This window comes from Bradyrhizobium genomosp. I (2014) (assembly GCF_000261685.1).
Classification (GTDB): Bacteria; Pseudomonadota; Alphaproteobacteria; order Rhizobiales; family Xanthobacteraceae; genus Bradyrhizobium.
Map to the genome: position 1 here is coordinate 1 of NZ_AJQE01000046.1, position 19,406 is coordinate 19,406.

A 19,406-nucleotide genomic window follows, 5' to 3' on the forward strand; every position below is an offset into this window, starting at 1 on the left:
GGATAGCCCTCCTTGTGGATCGGCGGGATCTGGCGCTGGATCGAATCGAGAATGGACATCGCTATCTGCCGGTCGGGGTTAATGGCACGGGTCGTCGCGCGGGTTGTTTAGGCCAGAGTTGGGACTGGAGACAAGGTCACTCCACCGCCGCAGGCGTCGTCAGGATGTCATCGACCGGCGGCGGCTCCCGGTTGGGCGCCGCGCTGGTGTCGGCCATCTTGGCCAGTTTCTCCCGCGCCGCCTCGGCCTCGCGCTGCCTGTTCCACATGCTGGCATAGAGGCCGCCCTGCGCGAGCAGTTTCGCGTGGGTGCCGCGCTCGGCGATGCGGCCCTGGTCCAGCACGATGATCTCGTCGGCGCCGACGACGGTCGAAAGCCGGTGCGCGATCACCAGCGAGGTACGGTTCTTCGCCACGCGGTCGAGCGCACCCTGGATCTCGTGCTCGGTGTGGGTGTCGAGCGCCGAGGTCGCCTCGTCCAGCACCAGGATCGGCGGCGCCTTGAGCACGGTGCGTGCAATCGCGACGCGCTGCTTCTCGCCGCCCGACAGCTTCAGGCCGCGCTCCCCGACCTGGGTCTCGTAGCCCTTCGGCGCCATGCGGATGAAATGGTCGATCTGCGCCAGCCTCGCTGCCTCCTCGACTTCGGCATCGCTGGCGTCCCAGCGGCCATAGCGGATGTTGTAGCGGATGGTGTCGTTGAACAGCACGGTGTCCTGCGGCACCATGCCGATCGACGCACGCAGGCTCGCCTGCGTGACATCGCGGATGTCCTGGCCGTCGATCAGGATCCTGCCGCCGGAGACGTCATACAGGCGGAACAGGAGCCGCGAAATGGTCGACTTGCCTGCGCCAGACGGGCCGACGATGGCAACGGTCTTGCCGGCCGGCACCTCGAAGCTGATGCCCTTGAGGATCGCGCGTGTCGGCTCATAGGCAAAGCGCACGTCCTCGAAGCGCACCGTGCCGGCGGAGATGACCAGCGGCTTCGCGTTCGGCGCATCCTTGATCTCGGCCTCGCGGCCGAGCACATTGAACATCTTCTCGATGTCGATGATCGCCTGCTTGATTTCGCGATAGACCATTCCCATGAAGTTCAGGGGCTGGTAGAGCTGGATCATCATCGCGTTGACCAGCACGAAATCGCCGACGGTGTTGGTGCCATTGCGCACGCCGATCGCGCACATCAGCATGGTCGCGGTCAGGCCCAGCGTGAAGATCACGGCCTGGCCGGTGTTGAGGACCGCGAGCGAAGTATAGGTGCGAACGCTCGCCTCCTCGTAGCGCTCCACCGATCTGTCGTAGCGCTGCGCCTCGCGCGCCTCCGCACTGAAGTATTTGACTGTCTCGTAGTTGAGCAGCGAGTCGATCGCCTTGGTGTTCGCCTCGGTGTCGGAATCGTTCATCTTGCGGCGGATGCCGATCCGCCACTCGGTCGCGATGTAGGTGTAGTACATGTAGAGCGCGACCGTGATCAGGGTGGCGACCACGTAACGCCAGTCGAACTGCCAGAGCAGCACCGCCAGCAGCAGCGAGACCTCGACGATGGTCGGGATCAGCTGCAGGATCACCATACGCACGATGACCTCGATGCCCTCGCGGCCGCGCTCGAGCACGCGCGTCAGGCCGCCGGTCTTGCGCTCGAGGTGGAAGCGCAGCGACAGCTCGTGCATGTGGACGAAGGTGAGGGTCGCAAGCTTGCGTACCGCGTGCATGGCGACACGGGCGAAGAGGCCGTCGCGCCATTGCGTCAGCACCGCCATCAGGATGCGCATCACGCCGTAGCTCGCGGTCAGCAGCAGCGGCGAGGCGATCACCCAGAGATGCCAGTTGTCGGCCTGCACAGGCGCGGTGTTGGCGCCGGTCAGCGCATCCGTCGCCCATTTGAAGCTGAACGGTACGGTCAGCGTGATCAGCTTGGCGGCGAGCAGCAGCACCAGCGACCAGACCACCCGCATCTTCAGATCGACGCGATCGCCCGGCCAGATATAGGGCCACAGATGCGCTAGCGTGCCCATCAGCGTGGCCCCGGCCGGAGGTCCTCCGGCGGGAGGACCAGGAACATCGGCGCCGTCGAACGATTGAGGTTGGTCCATCAAGAAGCCCGAAAGCCCGCCGGATGCGGGCGCAACTGCGATTGACGATTTTCGTCCGTCATATAGAGCCTTCCCGATGCAAGCGCACCCCGCCAGATGGCGAATCTTTGATTGTTTGTCGTCATTTACCGGTAGATTTGCGGGAGTATCGAATCACCGATTGGGCTTGACGCCTGTTCGCTGCAATGCATCATGACACCAATGAGCACGATCAAAACCGTCTGTGTCTATTGCGGCTCCGGCCCTGGAACAAATCCCCGCTTCACCGAAGGCGCAAAGGCGTTCGGCAAGGCGCTCGCCGAAAACAACATCCGCCTGGTTTATGGCGGCGGCTCGCTCGGCCTGATGGGCGCCGTCGCGACCTCCGTGCTCGACCATGGCGGCACCGTCACCGGCATCATCCCCGACTTCCTGCGGATGCGCGAGAACGCGCTGACGCGCGTGCAGGAGATGATCGTCACCCCCGATATGCACGAGCGCAAGCGCTTGATGTTCGAGCGCTCCGACGCCTTCGTGGCGCTGCCGGGCGGCGTCGGCACACTGGAGGAGCTGGTCGAGCAGATGACCTGGAAGCAGCTCGGCCGTCACGCCAAGCCGGTGCTGCTCGCCAATATCGACAATTTCTGGGAGCCGCTGTTCTCGCTGCTGTCGCACATGCGTCAGACCGAGTTCATTCGCGCGGGCCTTTCGATCGACATCCTCAAGGCCGATCGCGTCGAGGAGATCCTGCCGAAGCTGAAAGCGGCCGCGGCACAGATCGACGAGGCCGAGAAGAGGCTCGCGCCCGAAGTGGCACGCAAACTTTAATCCGCGGGAAACGTCACCGCCTCGATCCGGTTGCCATCGGGATCGGTGATGAAGGCCGCGTAGTAGCGCACGCGGTCGTGCGGGCGAATGCCGGGCGCGCCGTCGGAGGCGCCGCCAGCGGACAGCGCCGCAGCATGGAATGAATCGACCTCGGCGGTGGACTTCGCCCGCAGGCAGATGTGCACGCCGCTCTCCGGGGCTACGGGCAGCATGCCCTCGCGCAAGTTGATCCAGAACTCCGGATACGCCTTGCCGAAGCCGACCGTCCGCGGCCGCGTGACGAGGCGCGCGAGGCCGAGCGCGGCGAGGGCCGCTTCGTAGAATCTTGCTGAGCGATCGAGATCGCTGACCCCGACGGAGATGTGGTCGATCATGTGCCGTGCTCCCCCTCCTCGTCATTGCGAGCGAAGCGAAGCAATCCAGAGTCCTTCCGCCGAGGCAGTCTGGATTGCTTCGCTTCGCTCGCAATGACGGCGTTTGTGGCGCCGCCGTCCCCTACGCCATCATCTTATCTTACGCCGGCGCGCCCGACTTCACGAGCTTGTAGATCACCGAATCCATCAGCGCCTGGAACGAGGCGTCGATGATGTTCGGGGAGACGCCGACCGTGATCCAGCGGTCTCCGTTCTCGTCCTCGCTCTCGATCAGGACGCGCGTGACCGCGCCGGTACCGCCATTGAGGATACGGACGCGATAGTCGATCAGCGTCAAGCCCTCGATATATTTCTGGTACTTGCCGAGGTCCTTGCGCAGGGCGACGTCGAGCGCATTGACGGGGCCGTTGCCTTCGGCCGCCGAGATCAGATGCTCGCCGGCGACGTCGACCTTGACCACAGCGAGCGCCACGGTGACTCGCTCCCCCAGCGCGTTGTAGCGCTGCTCGACATTGACGTCGAACTGCTCGACCTCGAAATAGTGCGGCACCTTGCCGAGCGTGCGACGCGCCAGAAGCTCGAACGAAGCATTGGCGGATTCATAGGCATAGCCGGCCGCTTCGCGTTCCTTCAATTCCTCGACGAGGCGCGTCAGCTTCGGATCGCTCTTCTCGTAAGCAATGCCGGCGCGGTCGAGCTCGGCGATGACATTGGAGCGGCCGGCCTGATCGGATACCAGCACCTTGCGGTGGTTGCCGACCAGCTCCGGCAACACGTGCTCGTAAGTCTGCGGATCCTTCAGCACGGCGGAGGCGTGGATGCCGGTCTTGGTGACGAAGGCGCTCTCGCCGACATAGGCTGCGTGCCGGTTCGGGACGCGATTGAGCATGTCGTCGAGCGTGCGAGAGACTTTTACGAGCGTCGCCAGCTTCTCGGACGTAACACCGATCTCGAAGGCGTCTGAAAACTCCTTCTTCAATTTCAGCGTCGGGATCAGCGAGCACAGATTGGCATTGCCGCAGCGCTCGCCGAGGCCGTTCAGCGTGCCCTGGATCTGCCGCGCGCCGGCGCGCACCGCGGCCAGCGAATTTGCTACCGCCTGCTCGGTGTCGTTATGGGCGTGGATGCCGACATGATCGCCGGGAATGTGCTTCGTCACCTTAGTGACGACGGTCTCGATCTCGTTCGGCATGGTGCCGCCGTTGGTGTCGCACAGCACCACCCAGCGCGCACCCGCCTCATAGGCCGCCTTGGCGCAGGCCAGCGCGAAGCCCGGGTCTTCCTTGTAGCCGTCGAAGAAGTGTTCGCAGTCGAGCATCACTTCGCGGCCGGCAGCCTTTGCGGCCGCGACGCTGTCGCGGATCGAGGCGAGGTTCTCCTCCTTCGTCGTCTCCAGCGCGACCCGCACCTGGTAGGCCGAGGATTTCGCCACGAAGCAGATCGCGTCCGCCTTCGCCTCCAGCAGCCCGGCGACGCCAGGATCGTTGGAAACGGAGCGCCCCGCCCGCCGCGTCATGCCGAACGCGGTGAACCGCGCATGATTGAGCTTCGGCCTGGTCGCGAAGAATTCGCTGTCGAGCGGATTGGCGCCGGGATAGCCGCCCTCGACATAGTCGATGCCGAGATCATCGAGCATCGCCGCGATGACCTGCTTGTCGGCCAGAGTGAAATCGACGCCGTTGGTCTGCGCGCCGTCGCGCAGCGTGGTGTCGAACAGATAGAGGCGCTCCTTGCTCATTGCGCCGCTCCCAGCGTCTTCTTCATGGTGGTGTTGGCGAGCCACTCGTCGTTGATGGTGACGCTGTTGCGCTGCTGGGCGGCGTAGCCGCGCCTGGCGAAGAAGCCCTCCGCGGTATCGCTGGCATCGACCGACAGGCTCGTCGCGCCGCGGCCGCCGGCGAGTTTCTCCAGCGCGTCCACCAGCATGGTCGCGATACCCTGCCCGGCCACGGCCGGATGGACATAGAGCATGCGGATGTGATCGTTGCCGCGCAGCGAGGCGAAGCCGACCGGCGAGCCCTCGAGCGTCGCGATCAGAGTCAGGTCGGACGCAAGCCGCTTGCCGAACTCTTCGTCTTCAGCCGCCTCCATCCAGGCTTCCTGCTGCGCCTCGCTGTAGTCGTCGCCGGTCAGCTCCTCGATGCTGGCGGCGAAGATCGCGGCCAGCACCGGCACGTCGTCAGGCAGGAAGGGCCGCAGGGCGGGCTTTGGCAAACTCTGTCCCATCGTCTTCACCACATCCCATAGAGCTTGAGCACCAGCGCCACGGCGCCGGCGAGCAGCGCGATCTTCAGCGCGATGTAATAGAGCCAGTGCCGCGGGAAAGGCGTGTCGGGTCGCTTCATCGCGCGACCTCCCAGGTCGTGCCTTCCTTGGAGTCCTTGATCGCAACGCCCATCGCGGCGAGCAGATCGCGGATGCGGTCGGACTCCTTGAAGTCCTTGCGGCTACGCGCGGCCGTCCGCTCCGCGATCAGGCGCTCGACCTCCTTGGCATCGACGCCGCTTGCCTGCTGCTTGCGCCCCTCCCACTGCGCATTGCTCTCGGAAAGAAATCCGAGCAGCCGCAACGAGCCGGCCAACGCATTCACGTCGCCGCCGCGCAGACCATGCAGCGCCGCGATCGCCTGCGGCGTGTTGAGGTCATCGAGCAGCGGCTCGATCACGGGTGCGGCCGGCTTGCCGGGCGCGACATCGGCGGCGACGCGATACCAATCATCGAGCGTCTTGGCGCTCTCCTCCAGCGACTTCATGGTCCAGTCGATCGGCGAGCGGTAATGCGTCTTCAGCATGTTCAGGCGAAGCACCTCGCCCGGCCAGTCCTGCAGCAACTCATGGATTGTAATGAAGTTGCCGAGGCTTTTCGACATCTTCTCGCTCTCGACCTGGAGGAAGCCGTTGTGCATCCAATAATTCGCCATGCGCTGCTGGTGGAACGCGCAGCAGCTCTGCGCGACCTCGTTCTCGTGGTGCGGAAACACGAGATCGATGCCGCCGCCGTGAATGTCGAAATGCTCGCCGAGATGCTTCCAGGCCATGGCCGAGCACTCGATATGCCAGCCGGGGCGGCCCTGCGCGGCGATGCCGGCCGGCGAGGGCCATGACGGCTCGCCGGGCTTGGACGGCTTCCACAGCACGAAATCTGTGTTGTCCTTCTTGTAAGGCGCGACATCGACCCGGGCGCCGGCGATCATCTCGTCCAGCGAGCGGTTGGACAGCGCGCCGTAGTGCGGCAGCACCGAATTGGCCGCGTTCATCGCCTGCGGCGAGAACAGCACGTGGTCCTCGGCGGCGTAGGCAAAGCCGCCGGCGATGAGCTTCTCGATGATCTCGCGCATCTCCGCGATATGCTCGGTCGCGCGCGGCTCGACACTCGGCCGAAGTGCACCAAGCGCGTCGACGTCGGCGTGAAACTGCTTGCCGGTCTGCTCGGTGACCTTGCGGATCGCCTCGTTCAGCGGCAGGCCGGGGAAATCCCGCGCGGCGCGGTCGTTGATCTTGTCGTCGACGTCGGTGATGTTGCGGACGTATTTGACATGCGCTTCGCCATAGAGATGGCGCAGCAGCCGAAACAGCACGTCGAACACGATGACCGGCCGCGCATTGCCGATATGGGCGAAGTCATAGACGGTCGGTCCGCAGACATACATGCGGACGTTGTTGGCATCGAGCGGCACAAAGGTCCGCTTTTCCCGGCTCAGCGTATCGTAAAGACGCAATTCCATGACAACCCATCCCTCTCGGCCGGGCGTCCAAGGCTCTCAATGATTTTGAGAAAAGACGGCTCCAGCCAGCGAATCGCTAGCTCGTAATCTCGCAAATGATGCAAATGGCGAGGAGACCGTTCATGGGCCGACATATGGGCTATGAGGCGGCCCCACGTCAAGAGAGCCGCGATAACGCCGTTTTATCTCCGCAAAGCGCGGCGGCTCGCCCTGATGGTTCATGATCCCCTAACCATTTGAGGTCATTCTGGAACCGGCGGTTCCTTCATTTTTGCCTCCTGGTATTTTCATGCGATCCTTGCTCGCGTTCATTTCCTGCGCCTCCATCCTTGCGGCCTCCGGCGTTTACGCCGAGACCCGCGTCTTCATCATTGCCAATCAGGCGGATGGCCATGGCAGCGACCAGTGCCTGGCCAAGGGCGAGAAATGCGGCGCCTCAGTCGCGCGCACCTATTGCCAGTCACGAGAATTTGCCCAGGCATCAAGCTATCGCCGGGTCGATCCCGACGAAATTACCGGTTCTGTCCCCAAAACCGGCGCAAACTGCTCCCATGGCCGTTGCGACGAATATGTCGCAATCACCTGCCAGCGCTGAATTCGCTCGGAGCTGGCGGACCTTAGGCCCAATCCTTGGCCCTTGAAACGACGTGACGATGCCGCAGGAAGCGGCTATGGGAGGGCGCGCTTCGGCCCCCCAAAGCCACTGGGAACGTCACATTGGGCCGTGACCTCGCTAGAATGGCGGATATGCCTGAATTGTTGTCCCTGCCCCGTGCCCGCTTCCTCCTTGCCTGCACCATGCTCCTGAGCACGGTCGTGCTTGCTCATGGCGCCTTCGCGCAGGCGGGCCCGCCCGGGCCGCCGCCTCAGCCCGGCCAGAACGGGCTCGGACCGAACCCGATGTGCGTGCGACTGGAAGGCCAGCTCGCCGCGCTCGATCGTGGCGGTGGCGGTGACCCCGCGCGCGAGGACCAGATCCGCCGCTATCAGGATTCCCAGGCCAAGCAGCAGGCCGAGCTCGACCGCGTCACCATGCAGGCCAAGCGCATGGGCTGCGATTCCTCCGGCTTCTTCTCGCTGTTCAACGGCCGGTCGGCGCAATGCGGCCCGGTCAACACCCAGATCCAGCAGATGCGCGCCAATCTGGACCAGATCACCGCCAGTCTCGAGCGCCTGCGCGCCGGCAGCGGCGGCTTCAGCCCGGAGCACGACAACCAGCGCCGCTCGGTGCTGATCGCGCTCGCGCAGAACAATTGCGGCCCGCAATATGCCAACGCCGCGCAATCGCAAGGCGGCGGCAACTTCCTGAGCAATCTGTTCGGCGGCGGCAACAACCCGAACAATCCGCAAGGCGTGCCGCCCTCCGATCTCGGGCCACAATCCGGCACCTACCGCACCGTGTGCGTGCGCACCTGCGACGGCGCCTATTTCCCGATCTCGTTTGCGACCGTGCCGGCGCGCTTCGCCGACGACGAGAAGACCTGCAAGGCGCTGTGCCCGGCGGCCGAAGCCGTGCTCTATACCCATCGCAATCCCGGCGAGGACATGAACTCGGCGGTCTCGATCGGCGGCCAGCCCTACACCGCGCTGCCTACCGCGTTCAAATTCCGCAGCGAGTTCAACCCGTCCTGCTCCTGCAAGGCGGCGGGACAGACCTGGGCGGACGCGCTGAAATCGGTAGACGACAAGGCCGCGGCCGAGCAGCAGGGTGACATCATCGTCACCGAGGAGAGCGCCAGGAAGATGCAGCAGCAGCGGCTCAACAGGGGCACGCCTGCGAACGCGAAGAAGGGCGCAGCTCCGGCGCCGACGACGGCGAATGCGCCGCCCGCAACGCCGCCCGCGGACACGGGCCCCGCCGCCAGCTCCGAGAACAAGCCGATCCGCTCGGTCGGTCCTACGTTCCTGCCGCAACAGCAGAAGTAGGTCCTCGCCCAAATAGGATGAGATATATCGGCTCCAGCGTTGCTCCTCCCCTTGCGGGAGAAGGTGGCGCGAAGCGCCAAATGAGGGGTTCTGTCCGCACGCAGATGCGTGCATGAGAGTACGCGGATAAAACCCTCACCCGAATGAGTCCGTTTCGACAGCAGCGCCGCCCTCTCCCGCAAGGGGCGAGGACAGAATAACACCCATCTCGCTCGCGGGTACGAAAGAGATAATCCGCAAGCCTGCCCTACCCCTCGAACGCGTCGATCGACGCCCGGCTGCCGCGCGACACCAGCGTCTCGTCAGGCACAGGGAACGGCTCGCCCCTGTCGCGAAAACGGTTGGTGATGGGATAGCGGCGATCGCGGCCGAAATTCCTGGCCGTCACTTTCACGCCGGGCGCGGCCTGACGGCGCTTGTATTCGGCGACGTTGACGAGATGATCGATGCGGGTGACGATCTCGCGGTCGAAGCCGGCGGCGATGATCTGGTCCAGCGGCTGCTCGCGCTCGACCAGGCGCTCCAGGATGGCATCGAGCACGTCATAGGGCGGCAGCGAATCCTGGTCGGTCTGGTTCTCGCGCAGCTCCGCGGTCGGCGGCCGCGCGATGATGTCGGGCGGAATGACCTCGCCGGCTGGGCCGAGCGCGCCTTCCGGTTTCCAGGAATTGCGCAAGCGCGCCAAGCGAAACACCTGCGTCTTGTAGATGTCCTTGATCGGGTTGAAGCCGCCATTCATGTCGCCATAGAGCGTGGCATAGCCGACCGACATCTCCGACTTGTTGCCTGTGGTCACCACCATCAGGCCGGTCTTGTTGGAGATCGCCATCAGCAGCGTGCCGCGCGTGCGGGCCTGGAGATTTTCCTCGGTGATATCGGGCGGCAGATTCTTGAAGATACCGGACAGGATGGTCTCGAAGCCGCTCACGGCCTCCGCGATCGGCAAGACCTCGTAGCGGATGCCGAGATGGCCGGCAAGCTCGCCGGCGTCGGCGATCGAGTGTGCGGCCGTGTAGCGATAAGGCAGCATCACGCCATGCACCTGGTCGGCACCGAGCGCGTCGACCGCGATCGCCGCGCACAGCGCCGAATCGATGCCGCCGGAAATGCCGAGCAGCACGCCTGGAAAGCCGTTCTTGGCGACGTAGTCGCGCAGGCCCAGCACGCAGGCGGCGTAGTCTGCCTTGTCGCCCTCGGGCTGCTCGGCGATCGGCCCCGCGCAGCGCCAGTCGTCGCCGTTTCTGGTGAAGCGCAGCGTCGCGATGCTCTCCTCGAAGGCCGGCAGTTGCGCCGCGAGCGAAAGATCGCCGTTGAGCGCGAAGGAGGCGCCGTCGAACACCAGTTCGTCCTGGCCGCAAACCTGATTCAGATAGACCAGCGGCAGCCCGCTCTCGGTGACGCGCGCCACCGCAACCGACAGGCGCACGTCGTTCTTGTCGCGGGCGTAGGGCGAGCCGTTCGGCACGAGGATGATCTCGGCGCCGGTCTCCGCCAGCGTTTCGACCACGTTCTCGTAGTCCTCGGATTCCTCCAGCCAGATGTCCTCGCAGATCGGCACGCCGATGCGCACGCCGCGCACCGTGACCGGACCGGCGGCAGGGCCGCGCGAAAACAGCCGCTTCTCGTCGAACACGCCGTAATTCGGCAGATTGCACTTGAAGCGCAAGCTCGCGATGCGGCCGCCGTCGAGCAGTGCGCAGGCATTGTAGAGCCTGCCGTCCTCGACCCAGGGCGTGCCGACCAGCATGGCCGGCCCGCCAGCGGCGGTCTCGCGCGCCAGCGCTTCGATCGCGGCGCGGCAGGCCGCCTGGAAGGCCGGCTTCTGCACCAGGTCTTCCGGCGGATAGCCGGCGATGAACAATTCCGGAAACAGCACGAGATCGGCGCCGTCGGCGATCGCCTGCACCCGCGCGGCCCGCACCTTGGCGGCATTGCCCTCGATGTCGCCCATGGTCGGATTGAGCTGGGCGAGCGTGACCGCGAATGCGTTGAGACGTTCGGTCATGGCCGCCCCTGTTCGATCTGCGTTAGACGAAACCCAACCGCTCGACGACGGCAAAGATCCAGAACGCGCCGGCCATCAGTAGCGCCACGCCGACCGCGGCCGAGCCCATGTCCTTGACCCGGCCGATCTGCTTGTCGTGGTCCATGGTCAGGCGGTCGGCCAGCTTTTCGATCGCGGTATTGAGCAGCTCGACGACCAGCACGAACGCGACGGCACAGATCAGCTCGACGGCGCGCATCGCGGTCGCGCCGATGAACCAGGCGAGCGGCACCGACAGCAGGAGCGCAAAGATCTCCTCGCGGATGGCCTGCTCCGATTGGAACGCAAAGGCCAGACCGTTACGGGAATTGATCGTGGCCTTCCAGATCCGCAGCAAGGTCTTAGAGCCCCGCTGCGACCGGCATCGGCTGGGCTTTGCCGGCGCGTTCCTGCTTGAGGAGCTCCGCGACCAGGAAAGCCATGTCGATCGATTGCTCGGCGTTGAGGCGAGGATCGCAGACCGTGTGGTAACGGTCGTTGAGATCCTCGTCGGTGATCGCGCGGGCCCCGCCGAGGCATTCGGTGACGTCCTGGCCCGTCATTTCCAGATGCACGCCGCCGGCATGGGTGCCTTCGGCGGCGTGGATCGCGAAGAACGACTTCACCTCGGACAGGATGCGATCGAACGGCCGCGTCTTGTAGCCCGACGTGGAGGTGATCGTGTTGCCGTGCATGGGATCGCACGACCAGACCACCACCCGCCCCTCGCGCTTCACGGCACGGATCATGTTCGGCAGGTGCTCGCCGACCTTGTCCGAGCCGAAGCGGCCGATCAGCGTCAACCGGCCCGGCTCGTTGTCGGGGTTGAGCACGTCGATGAGCTTCAGGAGTTCATCCGGTTTGAGCGACGGGCCGCACTTGAGCCCGATCGGGTTCTTGATGCCGCGGAAATATTCGACATGACCGTGATCGAGCTGGCGGGTTCGGTCGCCGATCCAGATCATGTGGCCCGAGGTCGCGTACCAGTCGCCGGTCGTGGAATCGACGCGGGTCAAGGCCTGCTCGTAGCCGAGCAGCAGCGCCTCGTGGCTGGTGTAGAAATCGGTGGCCCGCAGTTCGGGATGGCTCTCGAGATCGAGGCCGCAGGCGCGCATGAAGTTGAGCGCGTCCGAGATGCGGTCGGCCAGCTCCTTGTAGCGGCGGGACTGCGGACTATCCTTCAGGAAGCCGAGCATCCATTGATGCACGCTGCCGAGATTGGCGAAGCCGCCGGTGGCGAAGGCGCGGAGCAGGTTCAGCGTGGCCGCCGACTGGCGATAGGCCATCAGCTGGCGCTGCGGATCCGGCACGCGCGCTTCCCTGGTGAAGGCGATGTCGTTGACGATGTCGCCGCGATAGCTCGGCAACTCGACATCGTTCACCTTCTCGGTCGGCGATGACCGCGGTTTTGCGAATTGGCCGGCGATGCGGCCGACCTTCACCACCGGCACCGCGCCGGCATAGGTCAGCACCACCGCCATCTGCAGCAGCACCCGGAAGAAGTCGCGGATGTTGTTGGCGCCGTGCTCGGCAAAGCTCTCGGCGCAATCGCCGCCCTGGAGCAGAAATGCCTCGCCGGCCGCAACGCGGCCCAGCGCCTTCTTCAGATTGCGTGCCTCGCCCGCGAACACCAGCGGCGGAAAAGTCGCAAGCTGCGCCTCGACGTCGGCCAGGGCCTTGGCGTCGGGATAATCGGGCACCTGTAGCACCGGCTTGCTGCGCCAGGACTCGGGCGTCCACCGCTCGGACATCGCAATCTCTCCGTGAAGCAAAAAGCACAACCTGATCTGTGGGTTGCGAGGGCCGCCTTATACACAGGCTGGCTGCCGGCCGCCAGTTGTAAATCCGTTTCGCATTGCAAACCCTTGCGGGCAAAGCCGAATTCGCATTTGCTTGGGCCGGCAAAGAAACTGACGGGATACCGACCGCCCATGGACGCGGTACTGGACGACGTTTTCATCGACGAGATCAGCCTCCCGGCGACCGACGGCTATGCGCTTGCCGGCACCCTGTTCCTGCCGCGCGGCGCCAAGCGCCATGCCGTGCTGATCAATTCGGCCACCGCCGTCCCGTGAAAAATCTATCGGGGCTTTGCCTCCTACCTCGCCCATCGCGGTTGCGCGGTGCTGACCTACGACTATCGCGGCATCGGCGGCTCCCGGCTGCCGGCGATGGTCGGCTACAACCGGCCGAAATCGCTGGCCGGCTTCAAGGCCTCGATGTCGGACTGGGCCGCACTCGACGTCACCGCCGCGGTCGACTGGATGCGCGAGCGCTATAGCGCCTTGCCGCTTGCCTATGTCGGCCATTCCTTCGGCGGCCAGGCGCTCGGACTGATTGCGAACAACAGCGAGGTCTCGCGCGCCGCGTTCGTGGCCTCGCAGGCGGCGACGTGGCGGTTGATGACCTCTCCGGAAAAATACCGCGTCTTCGTTTTCATGAAGCTGATTGGGGTACCCCTGGCCCACGCGCTGGGCTACGCGCCGGGCTGGGCCGGCGTCGGCGAGGATCTGCCCAAGGGCGTCTTCCTGCAATGGACCGAGTGGGTCTCGAGCCCCCGCTATCTCTTCGATTCAAACCTGCCGGCGCTGGAGAATTTTGCCAGGTTCAAGGGTGAGCTGCGCACGCTGTGCTTCTCCGACGATCCCTGGGCAACGCGGCCTGCCGTCGAGCTGCTCGCGAGCGGATTCACCGCGACTATGCCTGAGGTGCTGACGGTAAAGCCGTCCGACGTCGGCGCCAGGGCGATCGGCCATTTCGGCTTCTTCCGCCCCGAACACCGCGACACGCTCTGGCGCGGCGTCGCGGAATGGATCCAGAGGGAATGAGGCTGCGTCAGCGAATGATCGTCGTGAGAGACGAGTAGCGCCTGCTCGGTTTTGCGTCGCTCGGCGCAAACCGCGCGAACGCTTCGCTGACGCGCACGGCCGGCGGTGTATCGCTTGCGAACCGGAATTCCTTCGGCTGCGGCGCGTAGTAGCTGGCGCGGTAGTATGCGTCGTCGAAGCGTGCCTCGCCAACGCCGAACAATGCGTCACAGACGAACAGGAGCGCATAGACTCCCGCGACCGCTGCAACGATCTCCCTGAGAATTGACATGCTGATGCCCTGCCCTTTTGCGGGCAGGATGCAGATCGGTTCCAAAGCTCTGGTTTAAGGCGACGTGCTTCTTGTCCGCAGGGTTTGCCGCAGCTGAACGGATCGCAGACAATTTTAGCGACCCGAACGCCGTACGCGTGCTGTGACCGGCCGCTTTACTGCCGCGCGCCGAGAAGGCAGGCTGCAAGTTCGGTCCGGTTGTGCACGCCGAAGCGGCGGCACAGATTCGCGACGTGCTCCTTCACGGTCTGGTCGGAGATCCCCATTTCGCGGGCAATCTCCTTGTTGGTCTGGCCACGGCAAACCCGGATGGCGACATCCGCCGAGCGCGGCGGCAGCGATGCCGACAGCATCCCGGCCGTCTCGGGCCGACGGCCCGGGCTACGATCGGTTTGAAGCTCGCCCGCATTCATCATGTTGGTCAGCGCCAGCGAGCCGGCGCGGCACAACATCTCCATGCGCAGTCGTGCGCGCGGGGTATAGGGCGCGCCTGTCTCCGTCGTCGCGGTGAAGAGAACACCGATGATCTTCCGTCCGCACCACAGCGGTCCACCCATATTGTAGGCGAAGCCCCATTCATGCAGCATCTCGAAGGTCGGGCTGTGCCGCCATTGCCGGGGACCGATCACGGTTTCGCCGTCGACTGCGCAGCCGCGGGTCATGATGCAGTCGAGCACGGGGTCGTGCTTCCAGAAGCCGGCCTTGTAGTTGTCGAGCAGACCATCGGCGACGTGACGGCTGTAGACCAGGGCGGGCTCGATACCGTCGAGCAGGTAGAGACCGACGGTCGGCGATCCCGTAAGTTCGGTGATCGCTGAGCAACAGGCCCCGCCCAGCGCACGCACCGAACGGCTCTCGGCGATGGACATCAAACGATCCGCCAGCTGGCCCTCAGGCAGACGGTCAAACTGCTCCTGCTCGGCCCTCACCGCCACTCCTCGCACGACGTGCGCCATTTCGTTTTATTATAGGCTTAAAATTTCTTCTTCGCCTGTTCTCCGGTCAAGCGAAAAGAAGCGGCAGAACCCTGCTTCTCCGGCTCAGCTTTGCGGCACAGCAGCAACGGCGATCCCCCCATGATGGGGGATTGCCGGTCTGCCCGCATCGTCCCTACCATCCCGCCATCGTGATCGCGTGACGACATCACGCGATTCCGACGGGGTCACGTCATCATCGCGAGCCGCCTGCTCACCCGCGCGCCAACAGCCTTGGCACGCGACGGCAGAGCTTTGCCGGCGATCGCCGTCCCCGCGGTCCCGATCCTCCCTGCCGATCGCACGGCGGAGCAACAGCCTGACGTGGAGATACCGACCATGAGCCTTTCCATGCAACGCGCCGCCAGGCCTTCCACGACGCCATCAGTGGCCGAGTTCCACGCGCGCCTCGACGCCGTGCTGCCACTGGTCGAATCCCGCGCGGCCGAGGCCGAGGCGCAGGGCTATCTCACCGACGACGTGGTCGCCGCGCTTCGCAAGGCAGGCATCTACACGATGCTGTTTCCCCGCGAGGTCGGTGGCGCAGAGCTTCTGCCCTACGATGCCATGACCGTGATCGAGCGCCTCGCCTACACGCATGCATCCGCCGGATGGTGCGCGATCGGCAACAACATGGAAGGCACGACGCTCGCCATCTACGTCGAGGACGAGGGCATCAAGAAGGTCTTCGCAAAAGGCGCCGACATCACCATCGCAGGCAACGGCGTCCCGCGGGGCTTCGCCCGTCCGGTCGATGGCGGCTACATGATCCGCGGCAACTGGGCCTATGGCAGCGGCATCCAGCATGCCGAATGGGTCCATTCCGGCTGCTTCGTCACCGACGCCTCCGGCAAGGACATGATGTTCGGTCCCAACGGACAGCCCAAGATCGTCGTCACCCACCATCCGCGGGCGACCATCAAGCTGACGGGCAATTGGGACGTGCTCGGCCTGCGCGCCACCGGAAGCTTCGACTACACGCTCAGCGAGGGCGACGAGCTGTTCGTGCCGACACACATGACCTACGATTTCGACATCGGCGCGCCGCGTCGCGGCGGCGTGCAGGGTGCGCTGGGGCTCGCGGGCTATAGCGCCTGGGCGCACTCGAGCTGGGCAGTCGGAGTCGGCCGCCGCATGCTCGACGAACTCGTGAAGGTCATCGTCCCGCGCCAGGATCCCTTCGGCAAGTCGTGCGAGAGCGCCAGCTTCAAGTTCCAGTTCGCGCAGGCCGAGGCTCGCTTTCGCGCGGCACGTGCGCTGGTGCGCGAAACCTGGAAGGAGGTCTCCGAGACCTGCGCCCGCGGCGAAAGTCCCTCGCTGGAGCAAATGACAATGATCAAGCTGTCGCTGCGCCACATCCATGACGTTCTGTCCAACGTCTCGACCTTCGCGCACCGCGCAGCCCGAGGTGCCTCGCTGCACAACACGCCGATGCAGCGCTTCTATCGCGACATCCACTCAGGCACCCAGCACATCCTGATGGCCGATCAGATCGTCGAGGAATGCGGCCGCGCGCTGCTCGGCCTTCCCGGGCCCCGCGCGCAATGGACGGTGTTCGGGGTGACCGGCTGAGCACGCAGGAGGTCGGCGTGAACAGATCCCGCATCGTTGGCTTCTGCGGCAGCAGTTGGCGCCCGGCAAAGTCGCGCGTGCTTGTTGAAGCTGTTGCGGCCGATCTCCTGGTACAACACGCGCTCAAGACCGACATCCTCGACCTCGTCGATGCCGGCCACGGCATCGCCGCATTCAGTCGTGAGGGGCTCGACGACCGCGCGCGCGACCTCGTCGAGGCGATCGAGCATGCCGATGGCCTGGTGATCGGCTGCCCGGTATTCCAAGGCTCGTATCCCGGCCTCTTCAAGCATGTCTTTGACCTGATCAAGCCCCGTGTGCTGCGCAACCGCCCGGTGCTGCTGACAGCGGTCGGCGGCGGGCTGCGCCACTCCCTGGTGGTCGAGCATCAGCTCCGTCCGTTGTTCGGGTTCTTCGAGGCCTGCACGGTGTCGACCGCGATCTATGCGAGCAGCGACGAACTGGCGCCGGGCGGCCTGCTGGCGCCGATGATTGCCGCTCGCCTCGCCAACGCCGTGGAACAATTCGCAGCGCTTGTCGGCGACCGCCGGGCCAACGCCGCATGAACCCTCTTCCGCTGCGGTGCCCAGACAGGCTGCCTTCGACCGGAGACATCCATCATGCTTGAGACTGTCAAACCCTCGCCCGACCTCACCGGCTTTGCTCGCGCAGAATACGACATCAACGGCGTGCGCACCGTCGTGCACACCATCGGAAGCGGCGCCCCGCTGGTGTTCCTGCACGGCACGGGAACGTTTACCGGCTTTGAGATGGCGCGCGACTGGGCGAAGCGGCACACCGTCATCATTCCCTATCAGGCCGGTTTCGGCGATTCCGGCGATGCGGCTTGGATCGATACGATCGAGGATCATGTCCTCCAGACCACGGACTTGCTCGACAAGCTGGGACTGGCGACGTTCGATCTTGCCGGATTTTCGTTCGGTGGGTGGCTCGCCGCCGAGCTCGCCATCCGCCAGCCGCATCGCGTCCGCAAGCTGGTGCTAGTCGCGCCCGCCGGCCTCGTGGTTGCGAGCGCGCCGGCCCCCGGCCTGTTCGAGATCGCGCCACAGGATTTGCCGGCCTATCTCGCGCACGATCCGTCAAACGCGCTCCGTTACTTTCCCAGGGCGCCAGATCCTGCGTTCGACGCCCGCCTCGGGCGCGAGGTGACGGGCTTCGCCAAGCTGATCCGCACCGATCCGCAGGGCAATCCAAAGCTCGCGCACTGGCTGCACCGGATCACGATGCCGACGCTGGTCTTGTGGGGCGCCGCGGATCGCCTGCGCCCAACGGCGCAGGCCGAGGCCTGGAAGGCCGGGCTGCCCCACGCGCGCGTGACGCTGGTGCCGGACGCGGGACATCTGGTGTTCGAGGAAACGCCTTCCGCTGCGCATCACGTCACCGATTTCCTAGCCGAGTAGCTCAGACAGAAGGACACCCACCATGATCGAGATGCCGCCGGGCGTTACCCCCGCCAAGGACGGCTTTGGCAACATCGTCTGGAACATTCTGGGCCAGACATACACGCTGAAGCAGCACTCCGAGGCGTCGATGGCTTGGCATGCCGTGTTTCCCGACGGCACCTTCGTGCCGCCGCACGTTCATCCGACCCAGGACGAATTCGTCTACGTACTGAGCGGCCGTTACGATCTCTGGCTTGACGGGAAGGACCTGGTGGCGACCGCCGGGGACCTCGTGCGCATGCCCAAGGGCATTCCCCACGGCATCTTCAACAAGTCCGGCGAAACCGCGACCAGCCTGTTCTGGGTCGCGCCGACACGATCGCTCAAGGAGCTGTTCGAGCGCATCCACAACCTGCCCGATCCGCAGGAAGTCGTTCGGCGTGCCGCCGAGCACGAGGTCAATTTCCTGCCGCCCCCGGCCTGATGCTCGTCTCCCGCCGAAAGCTCAAACCGCGAGGATCGATCATGACGACCGACTGGACCACCATTTCCGAGAGCGACCGCCGACGGATCGCCGGCTGGCAAAAGGGCATGCTGGCGCTCGCCATCTTCTGCGAGATATTCCTCGCGGCCGACTGGTACGCCTTCGCCGCCGTGCTGCCGTTCGTCTCGGAGAGCCTGAAACTCAATCCCGCCGAGGCCGGTCTGGCGCAGGGCATCTTCGCACTGACCTATGGCATCGGCATGGTCGTGTGGTCACCGGTGAGCCGCGCGATGACGGCGCGCAACATGCTGCTGATCGGGCTTGCCGGCACCGGTCTCGGGATGATGCTTCAGGTGTTCGTCCAAACCTACACCCAGCTTGTGCTGCTGCGGCTCCTGATCGGCTTCTTCGATGCCGGCATTTTCATCGGCAACATGAAGCTGATCTTCGGCTGGTTTCCGCAGAGCCGGCGCGGCTCGGTGGTCGGAATCATCCTTGCGGCCTACAGCCTCGCCATCACACTGGATTTCGCACTCGGCATTCCTCTGACCATTGCGGCCGGATGGCGGACTTTCTTCGCGGTACTGGCCGCCGGCACCCTGATCGTCGCCGCGATTGACGCCCTCGTCGTTCGCAATGGCCCTCGCGAGATCGGCATCGCCGACTTCACTTGGGGCAATGAGACGCCTCAGGAGCACCTGCCTCTTGGCGAAATCTTCCGCTCGAAATGGATCGCGGTCGGTGGTTTCGGCATCGTGGCCTGTACCTTCGCAATCGCCGGCACGGCCACCTGGGTGGTGCCCGCTTTTATCGCCGTGCAGCACATGCCGCCGGAAGTCGGCGCCGTGATCGGGACCGTGATGGGGTTATCGCAGGTCCTGTTCCTGGTGGTCGGCGGCTACATGTCCGACCGGCTCCCCCACAC

18 protein-coding genes and 1 pseudogene are annotated in these 19,406 nt (G+C 64.9%); 9 read left to right on the forward strand and 10 right to left on the reverse strand.

Annotated elements, in window-relative coordinates; genetic code table 11:
• Window positions 1-136: 136 nt before the first annotated feature.
• Window positions 137-2,095 (reverse strand): ABCB family ABC transporter ATP-binding protein/permease, encoded by a 1,959-nt coding sequence (locus tag IC50_RS05455; RefSeq protein ID WP_035701427.1) that lies wholly within the window; start codon window positions 2,093-2,095, stop codon window positions 137-139.
• Between the two features lie 201 nt (window positions 2,096-2,296).
• Between IC50_RS05455 and IC50_RS05460 the strand changes: the two genes are divergently transcribed.
• A complete protein-coding gene (locus tag IC50_RS05460) occupies window positions 2,297-2,902 on the forward strand; it encodes a TIGR00730 family Rossman fold protein (RefSeq protein WP_035701430.1) in 606 nt (201 codons plus the stop codon).
• Here IC50_RS05460 and IC50_RS05465 read toward each other — a convergent pair.
• The 4 genes from IC50_RS05465 to cysS all read right to left on the reverse strand — a co-directional run bounded on the left by IC50_RS05465 (window position 2,899) and on the right by cysS (window position 7,000).
• Complete coding sequence (locus IC50_RS05465; protein WP_035701433.1) at window positions 2,899-3,276, reverse strand: VOC family protein; 378 nt, start codon at window positions 3,274-3,276, stop codon at window positions 2,899-2,901. The genes IC50_RS05460 and IC50_RS05465 overlap by 4 nt on opposite strands.
• 139 nt (window positions 3,277-3,415) lie before the next feature.
• The gene (gene cimA / locus IC50_RS05470) at window positions 3,416-5,014 is read right to left on the reverse strand and encodes a citramalate synthase (RefSeq protein WP_035701436.1); all 1,599 of its coding nucleotides are present in this window, start codon (window positions 5,012-5,014) and stop codon (window positions 3,416-3,418) included.
• The gene (locus IC50_RS05475) at window positions 5,011-5,502 is read right to left on the reverse strand and encodes a GNAT family N-acetyltransferase (protein ID WP_035701458.1); all 492 of its coding nucleotides are present in this window, start codon (window positions 5,500-5,502) and stop codon (window positions 5,011-5,013) included. The genes cimA and IC50_RS05475 overlap by 4 nt, the downstream gene beginning before the upstream one ends.
• A 115-nt stretch (window positions 5,503-5,617) precedes the next feature.
• Window positions 5,618-7,000, reverse strand: a complete 1,383-nt coding sequence (gene cysS / locus IC50_RS05480) for a cysteine--tRNA ligase (RefSeq protein ID WP_035701439.1) — start codon at window positions 6,998-7,000, stop codon at window positions 5,618-5,620.
• Between the two features lie 289 nt (window positions 7,001-7,289).
• On the opposite strand from cysS, the gene IC50_RS05485 reads away from it, so the two are divergent.
• A complete protein-coding gene (locus IC50_RS05485; RefSeq protein ID WP_035701441.1) occupies window positions 7,290-7,595 on the forward strand; it encodes a hypothetical protein in 306 nt (101 codons plus the stop codon).
• Window positions 7,596-7,738: 143 nt separating this feature from the next.
• Entirely contained in the window at window positions 7,739-8,926 is a 1,188-nt protein-coding gene (locus IC50_RS05490) for a DUF2865 domain-containing protein (RefSeq protein ID WP_035701444.1), read from the forward strand.
• Window positions 8,927-9,173: 247 nt separating this feature from the next.
• Here IC50_RS05490 and IC50_RS05495 read toward each other — a convergent pair whose 3' ends face one another.
• Genes IC50_RS05495 through IC50_RS05505 form a run of 3 tightly spaced genes read right to left on the reverse strand, consistent with a single transcriptional unit; the run spans window position 9,174 to window position 12,700 of the window.
• A complete protein-coding gene (locus IC50_RS05495; RefSeq protein ID WP_035701446.1) occupies window positions 9,174-10,931 on the reverse strand; it encodes an NAD+ synthase in 1,758 nt (585 codons plus the stop codon).
• A 22-nt stretch (window positions 10,932-10,953) separates the two neighbouring features.
• The gene (locus IC50_RS05500; protein WP_035701449.1) at window positions 10,954-11,307 is read right to left on the reverse strand and encodes a diacylglycerol kinase; all 354 of its coding nucleotides are present in this window, start codon (window positions 11,305-11,307) and stop codon (window positions 10,954-10,956) included.
• 4 nt (window positions 11,308-11,311) lie between these two features.
• Entirely contained in the window at window positions 11,312-12,700 is a 1,389-nt protein-coding gene (locus tag IC50_RS05505; RefSeq protein WP_035701452.1) for a class II 3-deoxy-7-phosphoheptulonate synthase, read from the reverse strand.
• Between the two features lie 180 nt (window positions 12,701-12,880).
• On the opposite strand from IC50_RS05505, the pseudogene IC50_RS05510 reads away from it, so the two are divergent.
• Window positions 12,881-13,777, forward strand: a pseudogene (locus IC50_RS05510) (alpha/beta hydrolase family protein).
• Window positions 13,778-13,784: 7 nt separating this feature from the next.
• On the opposite strand, the gene IC50_RS05515 reads toward IC50_RS05510, so the two are convergent.
• Together IC50_RS05515 and IC50_RS38365 are read right to left on the reverse strand one after the other, a co-directional pair.
• The gene (locus tag IC50_RS05515; RefSeq protein ID WP_035701461.1) at window positions 13,785-14,048 is read right to left on the reverse strand and encodes a hypothetical protein; all 264 of its coding nucleotides are present in this window, start codon (window positions 14,046-14,048) and stop codon (window positions 13,785-13,787) included.
• A 155-nt stretch (window positions 14,049-14,203) separates the two neighbouring features.
• The gene (locus tag IC50_RS38365; protein WP_157460892.1) at window positions 14,204-14,917 is read right to left on the reverse strand and encodes a response regulator transcription factor; all 714 of its coding nucleotides are present in this window, start codon (window positions 14,915-14,917) and stop codon (window positions 14,204-14,206) included.
• 444 nt (window positions 14,918-15,361) lie between these two features.
• On the opposite strand from IC50_RS38365, the gene IC50_RS05525 reads away from it, so the two are divergent.
• The 5 genes from IC50_RS05525 to IC50_RS05545 form a co-directional block, all read left to right on the forward strand.
• Window positions 15,362-16,594, forward strand: a complete 1,233-nt coding sequence (locus IC50_RS05525; protein WP_050990911.1) for an acyl-CoA dehydrogenase family protein — start codon at window positions 15,362-15,364, stop codon at window positions 16,592-16,594.
• Between the two features lie 17 nt (window positions 16,595-16,611).
• Window positions 16,612-17,160 carry an NAD(P)H-dependent oxidoreductase gene (locus IC50_RS05530; protein ID WP_035701470.1) on the forward strand — a complete coding sequence of 183 codons (549 nt, stop codon included), beginning with the start codon at window positions 16,612-16,614 and terminating at the stop codon, window positions 17,158-17,160.
• Between the two features lie 54 nt (window positions 17,161-17,214).
• Window positions 17,215-18,015 carry an alpha/beta fold hydrolase gene (locus IC50_RS05535; RefSeq protein ID WP_050990910.1) on the forward strand — a complete coding sequence of 267 codons (801 nt, stop codon included), beginning with the start codon at window positions 17,215-17,217 and terminating at the stop codon, window positions 18,013-18,015.
• A 22-nt stretch (window positions 18,016-18,037) separates the two neighbouring features.
• On the forward strand, window positions 18,038-18,481 hold the full coding sequence (locus IC50_RS05540) for a cupin domain-containing protein (protein ID WP_035701455.1): 444 nt from the start codon (window positions 18,038-18,040) through the stop codon (window positions 18,479-18,481).
• A 41-nt stretch (window positions 18,482-18,522) separates the two neighbouring features.
• Window positions 18,523-19,406: MFS transporter (locus IC50_RS05545; protein WP_035701476.1), on the forward strand; the 884-nt coding region annotated here is incomplete at its 3' end.

Bases quoted from the DNA above. Each gene is read 5' to 3' on its own strand.
- IC50_RS05455 (WP_035701427.1), bottom strand. From the start codon at position 2,095: ATGGACCAACCTCAATCGTTCGACGGCGCCGATGTTCCTGGTCCTCCC.
- IC50_RS38365 (WP_157460892.1), bottom strand. From the start codon at position 14,917: ATGTCCATCGCCGAGAGCCGTTCGGTGCGTGCGCTGGGCGGGGCCTGT.
- IC50_RS05475 (WP_035701458.1), bottom strand. From the start codon at position 5,502: ATGGGACAGAGTTTGCCAAAGCCCGCCCTGCGGCCCTTCCTGCCTGAC.
- IC50_RS05505 (WP_035701452.1), bottom strand. From the start codon at position 12,700: ATGTCCGAGCGGTGGACGCCCGAGTCCTGGCGCAGCAAGCCGGTGCTA.
- IC50_RS05490 (WP_035701444.1), top strand. From the start codon at position 7,739: ATGGCGGATATGCCTGAATTGTTGTCCCTGCCCCGTGCCCGCTTCCTC.
- IC50_RS05485 (WP_035701441.1), top strand. From the start codon at position 7,290: ATGCGATCCTTGCTCGCGTTCATTTCCTGCGCCTCCATCCTTGCGGCC.
- cimA (WP_035701436.1), bottom strand. From the start codon at position 5,014: ATGAGCAAGGAGCGCCTCTATCTGTTCGACACCACGCTGCGCGACGGC.
- IC50_RS05535 (WP_050990910.1), top strand. From the start codon at position 17,215: ATGCTTGAGACTGTCAAACCCTCGCCCGACCTCACCGGCTTTGCTCGC.
- cysS (WP_035701439.1), bottom strand. From the start codon at position 7,000: ATGGAATTGCGTCTTTACGATACGCTGAGCCGGGAAAAGCGGACCTTT.
- IC50_RS05460 (WP_035701430.1), top strand. From the start codon at position 2,297: ATGAGCACGATCAAAACCGTCTGTGTCTATTGCGGCTCCGGCCCTGGA.
- IC50_RS05515 (WP_035701461.1), bottom strand. From the start codon at position 14,048: ATGTCAATTCTCAGGGAGATCGTTGCAGCGGTCGCGGGAGTCTATGCG.
- IC50_RS05540 (WP_035701455.1), top strand. From the start codon at position 18,038: ATGATCGAGATGCCGCCGGGCGTTACCCCCGCCAAGGACGGCTTTGGC.
- IC50_RS05465 (WP_035701433.1), bottom strand. From the start codon at position 3,276: ATGATCGACCACATCTCCGTCGGGGTCAGCGATCTCGATCGCTCAGCA.
- IC50_RS05495 (WP_035701446.1), bottom strand. From the start codon at position 10,931: ATGACCGAACGTCTCAACGCATTCGCGGTCACGCTCGCCCAGCTCAAT.
- IC50_RS05525 (WP_050990911.1), top strand. From the start codon at position 15,362: ATGAGCCTTTCCATGCAACGCGCCGCCAGGCCTTCCACGACGCCATCA.